Raw genomic sequence first — 16,088 nt, forward strand, 5'->3', positions numbered from 1 at the left:
GGTCCGCGAAACCCGCGCCTGATCGCTTGCGTGGCTATTCTTCCTGGAACAGATTGATCTGCTGCTGCGCCAAATCCTTCGGCGCATCGAGGCCGAGATGGCGCCAGGCATTGGCGGTCAGCATGCGTCCGCGTGGTGTGCGCTGGATGAACCCCTGCTGGATCAGATAGGGCTCGATGATGTCCTCGATGGCATCGCGCGGCTCGGACAGGCCGGCGGCGATGGTCTCGATGCCGACCGGACCGCCGCCGAAATTACGGGCGATCATGCTGAGATAGCGGCGGTCGAGGGCGTCGAGGCCAAGCGCGTCGACTTCGAGCCGGGTCAAGGCCTCGTCGGCGATCAGGCGGTCGACATGGCCGTCGCCGGCCACCGAGGCGAAATCGCGCACGCGCCGCAGCAGCCGTCCGGCAATGCGTGGCGTGCCGCGCGCGCGCCGCGCGATTTCCAGCGCACCGTCGTCGCCGAGTGGCATCTGCAGGATGCGCGCGCCGCGCCGCACGATCTGCTCCAACTCCTCGACGGTGTAGAAGTTGAGCCGCACCGGGATGCCGAAGCGGTCGCGCAGCGGATTGGTGAGCAGGCCGAGCCGCGTGGTGGCGGCGACCAGCGTGAAGTGCGCTAGGTCGATCTTCACCGAACGCGCTGCCGGACCCTCGCCGATGATCAGGTCGAGCTGGAAATCCTCCATCGCCGGATAAAGGATTTCCTCCACCGCCGGGTTGAGCCTGTGGATCTCGTCGATGAACAGCACGTCGCCTTCTTCGAGATTGGTAAGCAATGCCGCGAGATCGCCGGCCTTGGCGATGACCGGCCCGGAGGTCGAGCGGAAATTGACACCGAGTTCGCGCGCCATGATCTGCGCCAGCGTCGTCTTGCCCAGCCCCGGCGGTCCGACGAACAGCACATGGTCGAGCGCTTCCTTGCGGCCCTTGGCGGCCTCTATGAAGACCTTGAGATTGGCCCGCACCGCCGCTTGGCCGACGAAATCGTCAAGCGTTTGCGGCCGCAGGGTCTGCTCGGCATCCTCGCCGCGCTTTTCCGGTGCAATGAGGCGGGGGGAAAGGCTCATGGGACCTTCCTTGCACAGGGCAGCGCCCCGGACAAGCGATGGCTCACCGTGCCAGTTCCTTCAACCCAAAACGGATCAGTTTGGACGCATCGGCGCCCTCGCCCACCGTCTTCAGCGCTGCTGACACCGCATTGGCGGCGGTGTCGCGGGAATAGCCGAGATTGACCAGCGCGGAGACGGCGTCGGTGATCGGCGCCGGCGCTACGCCTTCGCCGAGTTCCTGCTTGAGCCCAATGGTGCCGGTGGCGGTGCCCGCATAGGCCGGCGCCTTGGCCTTCAATTCGGTGACGATGCGCTCGGCCACCTTCTTGCCGACGCCGGGCGCGCGGGAAACCATGGCGATGTCGCGCAGTGCAATGGCATTGGCAAGGTCAGCCGGCGCCAGCGTCGACAGGATGGCCAGCGCCACCTTGGCGCCGACACCCGGCACATTGTTCATCAGCAGCCGAAACCATTCGCGCTCGAGCTGCGACTGGAAACCATAGAGCCGGATCATGTCCTCTCGCACATAGGTCTCGATGAACAGCACCACCGCTTCGCCAGGCGAAGGCAGCGCGGCAAGCGTGCGGGTCGAGCAGTACGCGACGTAGCCGACGCCGTGGATATCGACGAGACAATGGTCTTCGTCGACCTCGTCGAGCGTACCCTTGAGCTTGCCGATCATGCCAGATCTTTCATGGGAGATAAGCCCCTCATGGGTGCGTTTCCGGAGAGATGATATCGAGATCGGGGAAATAACCGCGATAGCGCGCGGCGTCGCGGGTCAAAAGACGATGTCCGGCAACAGCCGCATGAGCACCAATAAAGAAATCAGGCAAGGTGCGTTCCCGAACGCCGCCGGCCCGGCGATAGCGGGAATGCGTGACGCCCGCAAGGAATGCCGCGTCCCAAGGTACAAGTTCGCGATCCATTTCGAGCATGTCGACGGCTCTTCGAAGCGCCGTCTCCGTCGGGATCAGCGGCGCGAGCTCAGACCAGACGATTGTATTGACGACCAATGCGCCGTCGCTACGGCATGAAACGATTGCAGACGCTGACCATTCCGTCAGCGGCCCGGTTGGCCCCCAAACGTCGATGAGGACATTGGTGTCAATCAACGTCGAGATCTTCACGCGGGCCTCTCAACCACTCCATGTAAGCGTCGGCGGTCATGCCTCCTAGATCCAGTGTGCCCGCCATGCCGTGGAGAATATTCCTGAACCTGCGCGCGGCTTCTTCGTCGGACAGGTTTTCATTGACGGCAACGAGCCGAGCCCCTTCCTCGGTGGCCACGAACTCAACCTCGGAGCCCGGCCCAATGCCCAGATGGTCCCTTATCGGCTTGGGGATTGTGACTTGGCCCTTGGTGGTCACGCGCATGGTAATACCTCTAGGGTATTACTACACGCGCAGCGTGAACAAGTCAAGAACATTGCTATTCGGCAAGCGCCATCCGGTAAGCGGCACTTTGCCGGTGATGCGCGTGACAAATCGCGATGGCCAGAGCGTCGGCGGCATGTTCGGTGTCGAAGATCGCTTTCGGCAACAGCACCTTCACCATCATGTGGATCTGCTTCTTGTCGCCGTGACCGACGCCGATCACCGCTTTCTTCACCGCGTTCGGCGCATATTCGGCGACGACGAGGCCGGCGCGCGCCGGCACCAGCATGGCGATGCCGCGCGCCTGGCCGAGCTTCAGCGTCGCCACTGCATCCTTGTTGACGAAGGTCTGTTCGACCGCGGCTTCATGCGGCATCGCCCGGTGCAGGATATCGGCAAGCCCGTCATGCAGCTGGCAGAGCCGCGTCGCCAGCGCCGCCTTGTCCTCCGAGCGCACGGTGCCCGCAGCAACAAAGCGCAAGGAATTGCCGAGGCTCTCGACGATGCCCCAGCCGGTGCGCCTGAGCCCCGGATCGATCCCGATGATGCGAATCGCGTCCCCCATGCCGTGAGTGTACCTCCGGCGGACAGCGATGCCAGCGAAAAGTGAACAAACCGGAAACGTTCAGCCAACCGGGAGGCCTCGACGTCTCTCAGTTGCGGGCGAAAGCCGTGTTGAGCAGGCTGATCTGGTCCGACACCGGATTGGGCCGGCGGGCCACGGGCTGCATGTCGACCACGGCGCCTGCGCCATAGATCTCTTCGTCCATGCGGCGCACCAATGCCTGCAGGCGCAACGACCGGTTGACGAGATCGAGGAAATCGGTCGGCAGTTCGGCCCAGCCGGCCGCCTCGTCATGGGCGGAAGCGGTGTCGAGACGCACCTTGGATTTTTCCGAAGCGACCTGATCGCGCGTCATCTCGCCGGAATTCGCCGCACGCTGCAAAAGCAGCCACGAGGCAACCTGCATCAGCCTGGTGGTCAGCCGCATCGATTCGGCCGCGTAGAGCGTGGCCGCCAGCCGCGACAGTTTCTTGGCCTCTGCCCGGCCTTTGCCGTCGAGATATTCCGCCGCCTGTTCGACTAGGCCCATGCCTTCCTGGTAAAGCGGTTTGAAGGAGTGCGAAAACACCCGGCGTTCCGCCAGCTTGACGGTTTTCGCAATGCCCTTCGAAGGCTCGTTCATTGATACGCCCCTGCACTTGCGACCGGCCGATTCGGCTCTCTGCCGATACACCCGTGACCCTATAAAACTGAAGCTTGAAAATGCGCTTCGTCCGGGGTGAAGGCAAGCACATGTTTAACAGAAGGTTAACGGAGTTCGGCCGTGCGGAATGCCGCCTGGGTGCGGACAAAAAAAGAGCCGCGGATAAGGCGGCTCTCAGGAGTTTAACAGGGAGGCGTCAAACAAAGTGGCTCCAACCACTCGGTAAGAATCCAGATCACTGGATGGACATAGTAAACGCCTGTAAAGCTTAATGAACCCTTAACGGCTCTGATGTTTTTTTACCCAACACCGTGCTCCTGTGCCGTAACAACACAGCCGCACCGGCTGGGTTTCAGCCTTCACTCAGGCTTTTTTCCACACCACCGGCAAGGCGATGAAGGCAAACAGCAGCATGCCTGCGTAGAAGCCGATCGAAGATATCCCCAGCAACGGCTCGATCCCCGGATTTCCGGCAAGCAGTATATAAAGGCCGATCATCAGCCCGATGCCGCTGATTGCCGTCAGCCAGAAATGGACAAGGGCCAGCGTCTTTTGCCCGGCAGCCGGAAACAGGTGGTAAAAGAACGCGAAAACCGCCGACATCAGCCAACCGGCCACCATCGTGTGGGCGTGGGTCGGCATCTGGCCGTGGTCTTCACTGATTGCCATGTGGATGCCGAGCGCCATGCCGCACAGCGCGTAGATGATCGCCAGCGTGAAGAAATTCCGTGCTACCCCTTGCATATTAGTCCCCCGAATTGCCTTTTCCCAAGCTGGGATTGGATTGATCGTCAGGCGAACGCTGTCGCCGCCGGACTCCGGCTTCGGCACTAGCATCGGCAGTGTTTCCGGACGATGTCGCCCCCCGACGCTGCCGACGATAGCAGAAAACCGGGCGGTGGGTTCATCATATTAGTTTCTCCTTTCGTTAGCCGGCAGCCTGAAACACAGCCGGTTTTTCCACGACATCGTCCTGAAACAGCCGCGCCGCTAAACGCTGCGGCATCGAAGCGGCGGGCGGGCAATGGCGCGGCCTCGCCAGCAACCATTGGACATCGGGGAGAAAGCCATGGATTGGTATTCCATCATCAAATTGCTGCACATCCTTTCGGCGATGCTTTGGGTCGGCGGCGGCTTCACGCTGATGGTGCTGGCGACGCTGGCGGATCGCGCCGGCAACATCCAGGGAACGCTGCAGGCGATGCGCGCCACTGGCGAACTGGGCAACCGCTTCTTCGCTCCGATGTCGATGCTGACATTGGTCTTCGGATTGATCATGTGCTCGTTCTGGGTCGGCTTCTCCGATCTCTGGGTCCTGATCGGGCTTGCCGGCTACGCCACGACCTTCTGCATCGGCATGTTCGTCTTTAAGCCGACCGCCGACCGCATGGGCGCGATGATCGCCAGGGATGGCGTGACGCCTGCGGCACTTGGCTATGGACATCGCATCCTGCGGGCGGCGCGCTTCGACTATGCGGTCATGCTCATCATCATCACCGACATGGTTCTGAAGCCTACCCTGCACGACGTCGGGATTCTCGCCGGCATGGTGGTGGTCCTTGCCGCCGGTGCCACAATGGCGCTCAGCCGGCCAAGACGCATGGTGCCCAGCGCCGCCTGACGCGGCTGGAGCGCTACATGATGCCGGCGATCCCGTCCCACAGAAGCTTCACTGCCACGACCGCCACGGTCGCATAGGTGAAGGGATAAAAAATTTCTGGCCGCATCCGCCGCACCAGCCAGGCACCGGCGATGGTCGACAGTGGCGCCAGCGGCATCAGCACGGCGGACGCCGTCAGATTGGCGGTGTCGAACTGGCCGAGCGCGAAATACGGGATGAGTTTCAGCGCGTTGGTAGCGGCGAAGAAGATCGCTGCCGTGCCCGACAACACCTTGGGGTCGAGCCGGATCGGCAAGGCATAGACCTGGAAGGGCGGGCCGCCGACATGGGCGACGAAGCTGGTGAAGCCTGCGACCGTGCCCCATATGGCCGCGGCCACGCGATTAGGTGCGGCCGCATGGTCGGAACCATGACGAAATTGCAGGTAAAGCCAGCGCAGCACGAAGATGATGGCAACGGCGCCGACGATGAGCCGCACCGCTTCCTCGGTGACCAGTGCCGCCGTCAGCCAGCCAAGCCCGATGCCCACGATGGCGCCCGGCATCATGTCGACCAGCATCTTGCGGTCGTACACGCCCCACCATGTCCACACCGAGACGATGTCCATCAGGCACAGGATGGGCAGCAGGATGGCGGCCGCTTGAACCGGCGGCATGGTCAGCGCCATCAGCGGCACGCCGACGAAACCAACCGCGCCGCCGAAGCCGCCCTTGGACAGGCCGACCAGGATGACCGCCGGAATGGCGGCCGCGTAGAACCACGGATCGAGAAGCAGGCCTGACATGAGGAGGAACTGATCTGGAGGGAAAGCGCGTCGACGCCTGAATAGCCCACAATCTTGAGTCGAGCGACAGCAAAAGCAACCCGCGCGCCTCGCCATGCCCCTATTCTATCGGCACGCCGAAACCAGCAGGAACATCGGCCGCTCGAGTTCTTCCGCCAGGTCCGGTCTGGCCGCGATCTGCGCGTCGGTCGGATGGAATTCCTCGACATGCTCGATTGTGAAACCCGTGCGGATCAGGGTGTTGAGCGTGGTCCCGATGGTGCGGTGATGTTTCACCACCCCCTTGGCCAGCCAGTTGGTCTTGCGCGGCCCTTCCACCAGATACTGGTCGACAGGCCAGGTCCTTTTCCCCTCCCCATCGATCGACCAGCCCGGATTGGTCGGCGCCATGTAGATCGGATGCTCGGTCGAGAAGACGAAATGGCCGCCGGGCGACAGGGCTTCGTGCACGGTCCCGAACAGGCGCTGAATGTCTTCGACGTAATGCAAGGCGAGCGAACTGTAGGCGAGGTCGAAGCCGCCTTGCGGCAGGCTGAGCTGGTCGAGGTCGGCTCTCTCGTAGGTGATGCCGGTGTCCGGGCCGGCCGCTCTCGCACGGGCCAGCATCTTTTCCGACAGGTCCAGCCCAAGGACTTCCCTCGCCCCATTTTCATGTGCCCAGCGGCAGAACCAGCCAAAGCCGCAGCCGAGGTCGACGACCCTCAGGCCACCGACATCGGGCAGCATCGCGCGCAACGCCGGCCACTCGGCGGCACCATCCAGGCCTTCGACGGAGCGGCCAAGCTGGCTGTAGCCCGCGAAAAAATCGGGTTGATCGTAAATGTTCTGCGCCATCTTTTTCTGGCTCCTCGGACAATCATCCGGCGGAAGACTGATATTTGGTGGACTGGCTGCGCCTTTCCACCACTGCCATGCCCTGTCAAGCCTACGAGGCCGTCGGCAATCCTAGTGGCGGCGGTCGCCGCCGGATCGGCTGTGCCTTGATAATGGCGGTGCTGGTCTCGGCCTTGTCGGCGATGCGATCGAGAATGCCGTCGAGGTCGCCGATCGAGCGCACGAACAGCCGGGCGACGAAGCAGTCGTCGCCGGTCACCTTGTCGCACTCGCCAAAAGCTTCAATCTCCTCGATCAATTTCTGAACGATGTGCAGCTTGCCCGGCAGAGGCTTGATCCGCACGATCGCCTGCAGCGTATAGCCGAGTGCCAACGGATCGATCTCGACGGTGAACGCCCGGATGACGCCGCGCTCCTCGAGGCGCCGCAGCCGCTCCGAAACGCTCGGCGACGATAGCCCGACCTGGGCCGCCAGATCCTTCAGCGAGGTTCGCGCATCCCTGACCAGGATTTCAAGCAGTTTTCGGTCCAAATCATCCAGCATTTTCTATTTCTCGTAGATTTCAAGCGGATGCCTAATTTAATTAGGCACTATCATTATATTGCCTTTCCTAGGAGATGGATAGCCCAGACCTCACATGAGATTATGCCGCCTCAACGGGTTCAGAGGCTTATTATGAACGATACGGTACGAGGCACGGTCGAAATGTCGGCCGCAATGGCGATCCTGGGAACGATCGGCTGGTTCGTCATCATGTCCGGTCAGCCGATCATGGATGTCGTGTTCTGGCGCTGCGCGTTCGGCGCGCTGACGCTGCTCTTCATCTGCGCTTCGCTTGGATTACTGCGCAACAGGCTGTCGTTGCGCGTCATCGGCCTTGCCGCGCTTGGGGGTGCGGCGATCGTCATCAACTGGCTGCTCTTGTTCAGCGCCTTCTCGCGCGCGTCGATCTCGATCGCCACCGCCGTCTACAACACGCAGCCTTTCATGCTGGTCGGCTTCGGCGCGCTCTTGTTCGCCGAGCGGCTGACATTGACCAAGCTGACATGGCTGGCAATCGCCTTCGCCGGCATGCTGCTGATCGTCGCCGCTGCTCCCGATGCCGCTGATGTCGGCACGAACTATTTCGCCGGCATCCTGATGGCCCTGGCCGCCGCCTTTTTCTGGGCCGTCGCGGCAATCGTCACCAAGAAGCTCAAGGGCACGCCACCGCATCTGATCGCGCTGATTCAGGTCTGCGTCGGCGTCGTCATGCTCGCGCCCTTCGCCAATCTCGCGCATCTCCCCGGCGATCCATGGAGCTGGGCCATGCTGGCAACGCTCGGCATCGTCCACACCGGCCTGATGTACATCCTTATGTACGGCGCCATCCAGAAGCTGCCGACGCATCTGCAGGGGTCGCTGTCCTTCATTTATCCGGTCGTTGCCATCCTGGTCGATGTCACCGCCTTCGGCCACCGGCTGCACCTCAGTCAGGTCGCCGGCGCCGCCGCCATCCTGATCGCGGCCGCCGGCATGAACCTCGGCTGGACATTGTGGAAACCGAGACCGGCCGCCGCGAGCCCCGAGCCGATCAGGTAAGGCGACGCGCCGGCTGCCCGGCGGATCAAAAATCGCGATCCGGCTGCCCGCCTGTTCAAAGCGGGCAGTTTGCTCTATGCCGCAATCCAACCATCTTCGCCCGGCATAGGCGAAACCCGGGATCGAAGAACCATGAATGACGCAACGCCCCCCAACCGCTGCCGCATCGTGCTGATCGCGCCGTCCGGCGTGTCGGCGGATCGGATCACGGCCGCATTCGACGGCGGCGATGTCGCCTCGCTGATCCTGCCCGAGAACGGCATGGACGAGGCCTCCTTCCAGGCCTTCGCCGAGCGTATCGTGCCGGTCGCGCAGGCCGCCGGAGTGGCCGTCATTATCGCTGGCGACACCCGCATCGCGGGCCGCGTCCAGGCCGACGGCATCCATGTCGAGGTCTCCAAGGCCGAACTCGCCGAGACGATCGAACATTTCCAGGCGAAAATGACGGTCGGCGCCGGCGGCGCCAAGACGCGTGACGACGCGCTCGAACTCGGCGAAGCCCGGCCCGACTACATTTTCTTCGGCCGGTTCGGCTACGACAACAAGCCCGAGCCGCATCCGCGCAACCTGTCATTGGGGCAATGGTGGGCGCAGATGATCCAGATCCCCTGCATCGTCGAGGCCGGTTCCGATCTTGCCTCTGTCGAAACCGTGGCCGCCACCGGCGCCGAATTCGTCGCGCTGTCGAGCGCCGTGTTCGCCGACGGCATCGATCCGAAGGTGGCGATCGCCCGGGCCAATGCGCTGCTCGACGAAACAGCGCCGCGCCTCGAGGACTGACGTGTTCCTGGCAAGGCTTTCCCTTCAGGCCCTGCTTGCGGCGGTGATGATCCAGGCCGGCGCCGCCGAAACCATACCCTTGCCGCAGCCCAAGCCTGAAACCGGCGTGCACACCGACAAGCCGATCGAAAAGCAGCTGCCGCAGCCCGCCACTACATCCGAACCCGCGCCGTTGCCGTCGGCCGACAGCGTCAATCCCGACCGCTTTGGCGCCAAGCCGGCGGACGCTGCCTATGGTGCCTTCCAGCGTGGTCTTTACAAGACCGCCTATAATCTGGCGCTGGTCCGCGCGCAGAATGGCGATCCGGCGGCGCAGACGCTGGTGGCCGAGATCCTGTCGCGTGGGTTGGGCGTGCCGTTGAACGCGGCCGAAGCCGCGAAATGGTATGCGCTTGCCGCCGAGCAGGGTGTGCCGGAATCGCAGTTTCAATATGCGCTGATGCTGCTCGACGGCCGCTACGTCAAGAAGGACGCGAAGGAAGCCTATGCCCTGATGCAGGCCGCCGCCGAAGCCGGCAATCAGCTTGCGCAGTTCAATTTCGCGCAGATGCTGGTCCAGCAGGATCCCGGCAACGCCGGCCTGGCCAAGGCGGTTTCCTACTATGAGCGCGCCGCCGCGACCGGTCTCGCCGACGCGCAGTACGCCATGTCGCAGATCTATGCCAACGGCGTCGGCGGCAAGCCGCGCGACGATGCACAGGCACGGCGGCTGCTGGCGCAGGCCGCCCGTCAGAACTACGACACCGCGCAGATCGATCTCGCCGCCTGGATGATCGAGGGCCGCGGCGGCGCGCGCGACCTGAAATCGGCCTTCGGCTGGACGAAGCAGGCCGCCGAAGGCGGCAATGTCGCGGCCCAGAACCGGCTGGCAAAACTCTATATGCAAGGCATCGGCACCGATCCCGACCTCGTGCTCGCCGGCGCCTGGTACATCGTCGCCCGCCGCGCCGGTCTCATCGATCAGCAGATGGACGATTTCCTGCAAGGGCTGAGCGACGACCAGACCAAGCAGGCCCTGCAGAAGGCCAACCGCCTGCCCTGATGGCGGTAGGCGGAACCGGCCGGTGCCCGCCCCCGTTGCTCAGCCGCAACCCGCCCTCCCTTGCCTCTCCGGGCGATTTGTGGTCTTGGAGCCTTAAATCGCCTGTCACGGCGAACATCCCATACCAATGGCCCGGCCGTTGGCAGCATCCCGGATCCCATCATCATGGCCAAGATCAATGGCAACGAAATCCGCCCCGGCTACGTCATCGAACACGATGGCGGCCTCTGGGTGGCGGTCAGGACCAACACCGTCAAGCCCGGCAAGGGCGGCGCCTACAACCAGGTTGAGCTGAAGAACCTCATCAACGGCACCAAGCTCAACGAGCGCTTCCGTTCGGCCGAAACGGTCGAGCAGATCCGGCTAGACCTGAAGGACTTCTCCTTCCTCTACGAGCAGGACGACGCGCTGGTGTTCATGGACACCCAAAGCTACGAGCAGCTCGAACTGAACAAGGATTTCGTCGGCGACCGCGCCGCGTTCCTGCAGGACGGCATGATGGTGACGGTTCAGCTCTACGAGGAGCGGCCGATCGGCATTTCGCTGCCCGATTACGTGACGTTGACCATCACCGAGGCGGATCCGGTGGTGAGGGGCCAGACGGCGGCATCCTCCTACAAGCCGGCGGTGCTGGAAAATGGCATTCGCGTGCTGGTGCCACCCTTCATCGGCGCCGGCGAACGCATCATCGTCGACACCAACGAAATCACTTACGTGCGCCGCGCCGACTGATGCATGCATGTCGCCCGGAAGCGGCCCCGGTTTGGGTCGCCGGCATGCATCGAGACAGAATTTAAAGCGCCGCACCAGGAAGAAGCACTATGGCACGCTCAGCCCTCCTCAACGTCATGGTCCAGGCCGCAATGAAGGCCGGCCGCTCGCTGTCGCGCGACTTCGGCGAGGTCCAGAACCTGCAAGTCTCGATGAAGGGCCCCGGCGACTATGTCAGCCAGGCCGACCGCAAGGCCGAGGACATCGTTTTCGCCGAACTGTCGAAGGCACGTCCTGGCTACGGCTTCCTGATGGAAGAGCGCGGCGCCGTCGCCGGCGATGACAGCCAGCACCGCTGGATCGTCGACCCGCTCGACGGCACCACCAATTTCCTGCACGGCATCCCGCTTTTCGCCGTCTCGATCGCACTGGAGCGCCAGGGCCAGATCGTGGCGGGCGTCGTCTACAATCCCGCCATGGACGAGCTCTACACCACCGAGCGCGGCGGCGGCGCCTTCATGAATGATCGGCGCCTGCGCGTTGCCGGCCGCACCAAGCTTGTCGACACGGTGATCGGCTGCGGCGTGCCGCATCTCGGCCGGGGCCATCACGGCAATTTCCTGGTCGAACTGCGCAACGTCATGGCCGAGGTCTCCGGCGTCCGCCGCATGGGCTCCGCCTCGCTCGATCTTGCCTATGTCGCCGCCGGCCGCATGGACGGCTTCTGGGAAGTGGGCCTGTCGGCCTGGGACATGGCCGCCGGCCTGCTCTTGATCCGGGAAGCGGGCGGCTTCGCCTCCGACATGGATGGCGGACAGGACATGCTGGACACCGGCACGGTTGTCGCCGGCAACGAGATCATCCAGCGCGCATTGCTGAAGACGGTGAAAAAGCCGCTCCCGCCGCGCTGAAGCAATTCCGGAAAAAATGTTCGCGGTTTTGCATCCAGAATTGCGGTCAAGGCAAAGCGCGCAGTCGTAAAACCGCAAACAAAGCTTGAAATACTGTCCGTCGGTTGCCCAGATATGGGGTGATGCAGGACGATAGATGACCGACACCCCGCCACAGATCGAGATTCCGTTCATCGGACGCTGGCACTATTCGCGCGCCGAGATGATCGCCGACGGGATCGTCCATGCTGTCGGGATCGTGCTGGCGATCGCGGCCGGTTCGGCGCTGCTGGCGCTCGCCGCCTTCCGGGTCGGGCCCGGCGAATATATCGCCGCCGCCTTCTATGTCGTGTCGCTGCTCACCGTGCTCTCTGTATCGCTGACCTACAATCTGTGGCCGGTGACCTCGCCCGCGAAATGGATCCTGCGGCGCTTCGATCATGCCGCTATCTATCTCTTGATCGCCGCCACCTACACACCCTTTCTCGCCCAGTTGGGAAACTCTGCGCTGGCGCGCTGGATGATCGTCCTGGTCTGGGCCGCGGCCGCAACGGGCATTGCCATCAAGGTGTTTTTCCCCGGCCGTTTCGACAGGCTGGCGATCGTCTTCTATCTTGCCATCGGCTGGAGCGGCATCGTTCTCGTCAAGCCGCTCGTCGAGACGCTGCCGACCACGTCGATCGTGCTCATCGTCGCCGGTGGCGTCGTCTATTCCTGCGGCGTGATTTTCTTCGCCTGGAAGGCGCTGCGCTTCCACAACGCACTGTGGCACGGCTTCGTCGTCACCGGCGCCGGCCTGCATTTGGCGGCCATGGTCGACTGCCTCGTCATCAACCGCCTCTGATGCGCCGGCTCCAAAGGCCGCCTGTGGCAATATTGCCAAGCACCATTCAATTTGGTCATAATTCCGTTTAGAGTTGCCAACTACGTGATCGGCGGCAGCGGCATCGGAAACGGGGCACGGATGGCTTTTCTCAGATCCTTCGGCATGGGCAGGCGCTCCGACGTGCTGATCTACGACCCGCATAAACTGTCCAGTCCGCAGGTCTTCCTGCTGACCATGGTCATCTTCCTGGCCATCGTCGCTTTCATCGCCGCCATCCTGACCCGCCAGGTCACCACCGCTTTCGTCACCAACCCGGGCCTCAACGGCCTCATCGTCGGCGTGCTCGTCGTCGGTATCCTGCTGGCCTTCACGCAGGTCGGGCGGCTGTTTCGCGAGGTCCGCTGGGTCAACTCTTTCCGGGCCGGCTCCGAAACCACCGAACCGGTGCTGCTGGCGCCGATGAAGGCGATGATCGGCCGTTCCTCGTCCATGGCCTTTTCGACCTCATCGATGCGCACAATGCTCGATTCCATCGCCACCCGCCTCGACGAAAGCCGCGACACCTCGCGCTACCTTGTGGGCCTTTTGGTGTTCCTCGGCCTGCTTGGCACTTTCTGGGGTCTGCTGAATACGATCGGCTCGATCCGCGAGACCATCGAATCGCTGGATCCCGGCACGGGTGACGCCGCCGCGGTGCTCGATTCGCTGAAACAGGGCTTGTCGGCGCCGCTGGCCGGCATGGGCACCGCCTTCTCGTCCTCGCTGTTCGGCCTGTCCGGCTCGCTCGTGCTCGGCTTCCTCGACTTGCAGGCCGGCCGCGCCCAGACACGTTTCTACACCGAGCTCGAGAACTGGCTGTCCTCGGTCACGGATCTGTCGTCCGACATCGTCGTTTCCGACCCGGCCAAGGCCGACTCTTCCGACGAGATCCGCGTCCTCTCGGAGCGGCTGCGCAGCATGCAGGAAAATGGCGGCGGCTCCAACCCGCGCGTCGCCACCGCCATGGCCAATCTCGCCGATGGCATTTCCGGCTTGGTCAAGAACATGCGCTCCGAACAGCAGATCATGCGCGACTGGGTCGAAGCCCAGTCGGACGAACAAAAGGCGATGCGCAACACGCTGGAAAAGATCGCCGACGCGCTGAAGAAGCCCGGGGTGCACTAGCATGGCGCTTGCCAGGGGCCGGCGTACCGATCGCCGCATCGACTATTGGCCGGGCTTCGTCGACGCGCTTTCGACGCTGTTGCTCGCCATCATGTTCCTGCTCACCGTCTTCGTGTTGGCGCAGTTCCTGCTCGGGCGCGAAATCTCCGGCAAGGATACGGCGCTGTCGCGCCTCAATTCGCAGATCAACGAACTGACCCAGCTTCTGGCGCTGGAGCGCTCGACGGCACAGGACAAGGACGATTCGCTGGCCAACCTGCAGGCGTCGCTGTCGGCGGCGGAGGCGGAGAAGAGCCGGCTCGAACAGTTGCTGGCGCAAGGTGCGGGTGCCGGCGACGCCGCCAACCAGCGAGCCGCGGCGCTGGGCGGCGAACTGGACAGCCAGCGCCAGATCAGCCAGCAGGCGCTGAGCCAGGTCGAGATCCTCAACCAGCAGATCGCGGCATTGCGCAAGCAGATCGGCGCGCTCGAGGATGCCCTCAACGTCTCCGAAACGCGCGACCGCGATTCCAACACCAAGATCGCCGATCTCGGCCGTCGCCTGAACGTGGCGCTGGCGCAGCGTGTGCAGGAGCTGAACCGCTACCGCTCCGATTTCTTCGGACGTCTGCGCGAAATCCTGGCCGATCGCGAGAACATCCGCATCGTCGGCGACCGCTTCGTGTTCCAGTCGGAGGTTCTGTTCCCGACCGGATCCGAAGTGATCAACGATGCCGGCAAGGTCGAGATGAAGAAGCTCGCCGACGCCATCATCGAACTGCAGAAAGAGATCCCGCCGGAGATCAACTGGGTGCTGCGCGTGGACGGCCACACCGACAACAAGCCGCTGTCCGGCACCGGCCGTTATCGCGACAATTGGGAACTGTCGACGGCGCGCTCGACCTCGGTGGTCAAGTTCCTGATCGAAAATGGCGTGCCGGCCAACCGGCTCGTCGCCGCCGGCTTCGGGGAATTCCAGCCGCTCGATCCCGCCGACACCGAAGAGGCGCGCAACAAGAACCGCCGCATTGAACTGAAGCTCACCGAACGTTGATCCATCATCACGCGAACTCACGCGAAATTGTTCGCCGGCTCAACTCTAGGGCGCAGGCATCCGCCGGCAAGGCCTGAAAAGATTATCTTTTTTTAATTACACTTCGCGCCGAAGCGCTCCTAGCTTGCTGCGCAGGGCCGAGAACCGCCGGCGATGCCTCCCATCGCGACGCGACGGGACTGGACGACCCAAAATGGTCGGGAGGCGAGGCGGCGCGGCCGCTCTCCCTTCCCAGCAGGAGGAAGCGCACCATGCGCTCATCAGCATCTCTCAAGACTGCAACGCTTGCCGCAATTCTCATTGCCGTCCCGCTTGCCGGCGCCTATGCCGCGGGCCACCACAAGGGTGCTCTCGATGCGACCGCCCCCACCGACATGGCAGGCCCCCGTGTCGAGGCGCTCGTTCAGCAGGTCCAGGGTGTTCATCAGGGCATCGTCGACGCCAGGCAAGCCAACCACATCACCCCGGCCGTCGCGGAGCGCCTGGAAATGCGCACCGCCCGCATCAGTCAGGTCGCCGAGAGAATAGCCGCGTCGGATCACGGCAGGATCCCGGCCGCGCAATACCATGACCTGCTGCGCCGGCTCGACAATGTGGATCAACGTCTGATGGTCGACACCGGCAGCGGTTTCCTGATGGGTGATGGCGCCGACGGCGGAAACTATCCGAACGGCTGAGGCTATTCCGGCCTGGAAACGTCCTCGGGGAAGGGACCCATTGACGCCTTCGGGACCCCAATCCGCTGGCGTCCTTTTTCTTTCCTTACCAGCCCATCCTGCCTACCAACCGAGCCAGGCCGCGACCAGGGCGACCACCGCCGGCACGGTCTGGATGTACAGGATCTTGCGGCCGACCGTCGCCGCGCCATAGAGACCGGCAATGGTCACGCACAACAGGAAGAAGACCTCGACCTGGAAACCGGCGGCGCCGAGGTAAAGCCCCCAGATCAGGCCGGCGGCGAGAAAGCCGTTATAGAGACCCTGATTGGCGGCGAGCACTTTGGAGGCACCGGCGAATTCCGGCGTCAGGCGGAATGTCTTGTGCCCGCGCGGCGTGTCCCAAAGCACCATCTCGAGATAGACGATGTAGACATGGATCAAGGCCACCAGCCCGACCAGGATGTTGCCGATCATTCTGCTCCCCCTTCATCCGTCGCCGGCAGCATTTCATGCCCAACCTCGC

Annotated in this window: 21 protein-coding genes; 10 read left to right on the forward strand and 11 right to left on the reverse strand. The window is 63.3% G+C overall.

Features of this window, described 5'->3' with window-relative positions; genetic code table 11:
• Positions 1-34 precede the first annotated feature (34 nt).
• The 7 genes from ruvB to LB557_RS13580 form a co-directional block, all read right to left on the reverse strand.
• Entirely contained in the window at positions 35-1,072 is a 1,038-nt protein-coding gene (ruvB, locus tag LB557_RS13550; protein ID WP_015315263.1) for a Holliday junction branch migration DNA helicase RuvB, read from the reverse strand.
• A gap of 43 nt (positions 1,073-1,115) precedes the next feature.
• Positions 1,116-1,736 (reverse strand): Holliday junction branch migration protein RuvA, encoded by a 621-nt coding sequence (ruvA, locus tag LB557_RS13555; protein WP_224644256.1) that lies wholly within the window; start codon positions 1,734-1,736, stop codon positions 1,116-1,118.
• Between the two features lie 28 nt (positions 1,737-1,764).
• Positions 1,765-2,184 (reverse strand): type II toxin-antitoxin system VapC family toxin, encoded by a 420-nt coding sequence (locus tag LB557_RS13560; RefSeq protein ID WP_224644258.1) that lies wholly within the window; start codon positions 2,182-2,184, stop codon positions 1,765-1,767.
• A complete protein-coding gene (locus LB557_RS13565) occupies positions 2,162-2,431 on the reverse strand; it encodes an AbrB/MazE/SpoVT family DNA-binding domain-containing protein (RefSeq protein ID WP_140662640.1) in 270 nt (89 codons plus the stop codon). Before LB557_RS13565 ends, LB557_RS13560 begins: the two co-directional genes overlap by 23 nt.
• Positions 2,432-2,486: 55 nt before the next feature.
• A complete protein-coding gene (ruvC, locus tag LB557_RS13570; protein ID WP_140616635.1) occupies positions 2,487-2,996 on the reverse strand; it encodes a crossover junction endodeoxyribonuclease RuvC in 510 nt (169 codons plus the stop codon).
• 88 nt (positions 2,997-3,084) lie between these two features.
• Complete coding sequence (locus tag LB557_RS13575) at positions 3,085-3,618, reverse strand: DUF1465 family protein (protein WP_015315258.1); 534 nt, start codon at positions 3,616-3,618, stop codon at positions 3,085-3,087.
• A gap of 384 nt (positions 3,619-4,002) precedes the next feature.
• Entirely contained in the window at positions 4,003-4,383 is a 381-nt protein-coding gene (locus tag LB557_RS13580) for a hypothetical protein (RefSeq protein ID WP_023771684.1), read from the reverse strand.
• Between the two features lie 325 nt (positions 4,384-4,708).
• Here LB557_RS13580 and LB557_RS13585 point away from each other — a divergent pair, with 325 nt between their 5' ends.
• Positions 4,709-5,260 carry a DUF2269 family protein gene (locus tag LB557_RS13585; protein ID WP_140712583.1) on the forward strand — a complete coding sequence of 184 codons (552 nt, stop codon included), beginning with the start codon at positions 4,709-4,711 and terminating at the stop codon, positions 5,258-5,260.
• Between the two features lie 13 nt (positions 5,261-5,273).
• Here the strand turns inward: LB557_RS13585 and LB557_RS13590 are convergent, their stop codons facing one another.
• From LB557_RS13590 to LB557_RS13600, 3 genes are all read right to left on the reverse strand, one after another.
• Entirely contained in the window at positions 5,274-6,044 is a 771-nt protein-coding gene (locus LB557_RS13590; RefSeq protein ID WP_015315255.1) for a sulfite exporter TauE/SafE family protein, read from the reverse strand.
• Between the two features lie 105 nt (positions 6,045-6,149).
• Positions 6,150-6,878, reverse strand: a complete 729-nt coding sequence (locus LB557_RS13595) for a class I SAM-dependent methyltransferase (protein WP_140712581.1) — start codon at positions 6,876-6,878, stop codon at positions 6,150-6,152.
• Positions 6,879-6,969: 91 nt separating this feature from the next.
• The gene (locus LB557_RS13600; protein WP_224644322.1) at positions 6,970-7,422 is read right to left on the reverse strand and encodes an Lrp/AsnC family transcriptional regulator; all 453 of its coding nucleotides are present in this window, start codon (positions 7,420-7,422) and stop codon (positions 6,970-6,972) included.
• 132 nt (positions 7,423-7,554) lie between these two features.
• Between LB557_RS13600 and LB557_RS13605 the strand changes: the two genes are divergently transcribed.
• From LB557_RS13605 to LB557_RS13645, 9 genes are all read left to right on the forward strand, one after another.
• Positions 7,555-8,460 (forward strand): DMT family transporter, encoded by a 906-nt coding sequence (locus tag LB557_RS13605; RefSeq protein ID WP_140712577.1) that lies wholly within the window; start codon positions 7,555-7,557, stop codon positions 8,458-8,460.
• Between the two features lie 132 nt (positions 8,461-8,592).
• Complete coding sequence (locus tag LB557_RS13610; protein ID WP_224644323.1) at positions 8,593-9,240, forward strand: thiamine phosphate synthase; 648 nt, start codon at positions 8,593-8,595, stop codon at positions 9,238-9,240.
• 46 nt (positions 9,241-9,286) lie between these two features.
• Positions 9,287-10,282: a tetratricopeptide repeat protein gene (locus LB557_RS13615; protein ID WP_263496763.1), complete on the forward strand. Its 996-nt coding sequence runs from the start codon at positions 9,287-9,289 to the stop codon at positions 10,280-10,282.
• 165 nt (positions 10,283-10,447) lie between these two features.
• Positions 10,448-11,014, forward strand: coding sequence for an elongation factor P (gene efp, locus LB557_RS13620; RefSeq protein WP_015315249.1), 567 nt, complete (start codon positions 10,448-10,450; stop codon positions 11,012-11,014).
• Between the two features lie 89 nt (positions 11,015-11,103).
• Positions 11,104-11,904, forward strand: coding sequence for an inositol monophosphatase family protein (locus LB557_RS13625; protein ID WP_015315248.1), 801 nt, complete (start codon positions 11,104-11,106; stop codon positions 11,902-11,904).
• A gap of 136 nt (positions 11,905-12,040) precedes the next feature.
• The gene (trhA, locus tag LB557_RS13630; RefSeq protein ID WP_224642154.1) at positions 12,041-12,727 is read left to right on the forward strand and encodes a PAQR family membrane homeostasis protein TrhA; all 687 of its coding nucleotides are present in this window, start codon (positions 12,041-12,043) and stop codon (positions 12,725-12,727) included.
• Positions 12,728-12,847: 120 nt separating this feature from the next.
• Entirely contained in the window at positions 12,848-13,873 is a 1,026-nt protein-coding gene (locus tag LB557_RS13635) for a MotA/TolQ/ExbB proton channel family protein (protein WP_041163650.1), read from the forward strand.
• Position 13,874: 1 nt separating this feature from the next.
• Complete coding sequence (locus LB557_RS13640; protein ID WP_109664719.1) at positions 13,875-14,906, forward strand: peptidoglycan -binding protein; 1,032 nt, start codon at positions 13,875-13,877, stop codon at positions 14,904-14,906.
• A gap of 251 nt (positions 14,907-15,157) precedes the next feature.
• On the forward strand, positions 15,158-15,583 hold the full coding sequence (locus tag LB557_RS13645; RefSeq protein WP_140793042.1) for a hypothetical protein: 426 nt from the start codon (positions 15,158-15,160) through the stop codon (positions 15,581-15,583).
• A gap of 102 nt (positions 15,584-15,685) precedes the next feature.
• Here LB557_RS13645 and LB557_RS13650 read toward each other — a convergent pair whose 3' ends face one another.
• On the reverse strand, positions 15,686-16,039 hold the full coding sequence (locus LB557_RS13650) for a DUF1304 domain-containing protein (RefSeq protein ID WP_015315243.1): 354 nt from the start codon (positions 16,037-16,039) through the stop codon (positions 15,686-15,688).
• Positions 16,040-16,088: the final 49 nt, after the last annotated feature.

The sequence above is a fragment of the Mesorhizobium sp. BR115XR7A genome, from assembly GCF_020165315.1.
Taxonomy (GTDB): domain Bacteria; phylum Pseudomonadota; class Alphaproteobacteria; order Rhizobiales; family Rhizobiaceae; genus Mesorhizobium; species Mesorhizobium australicum.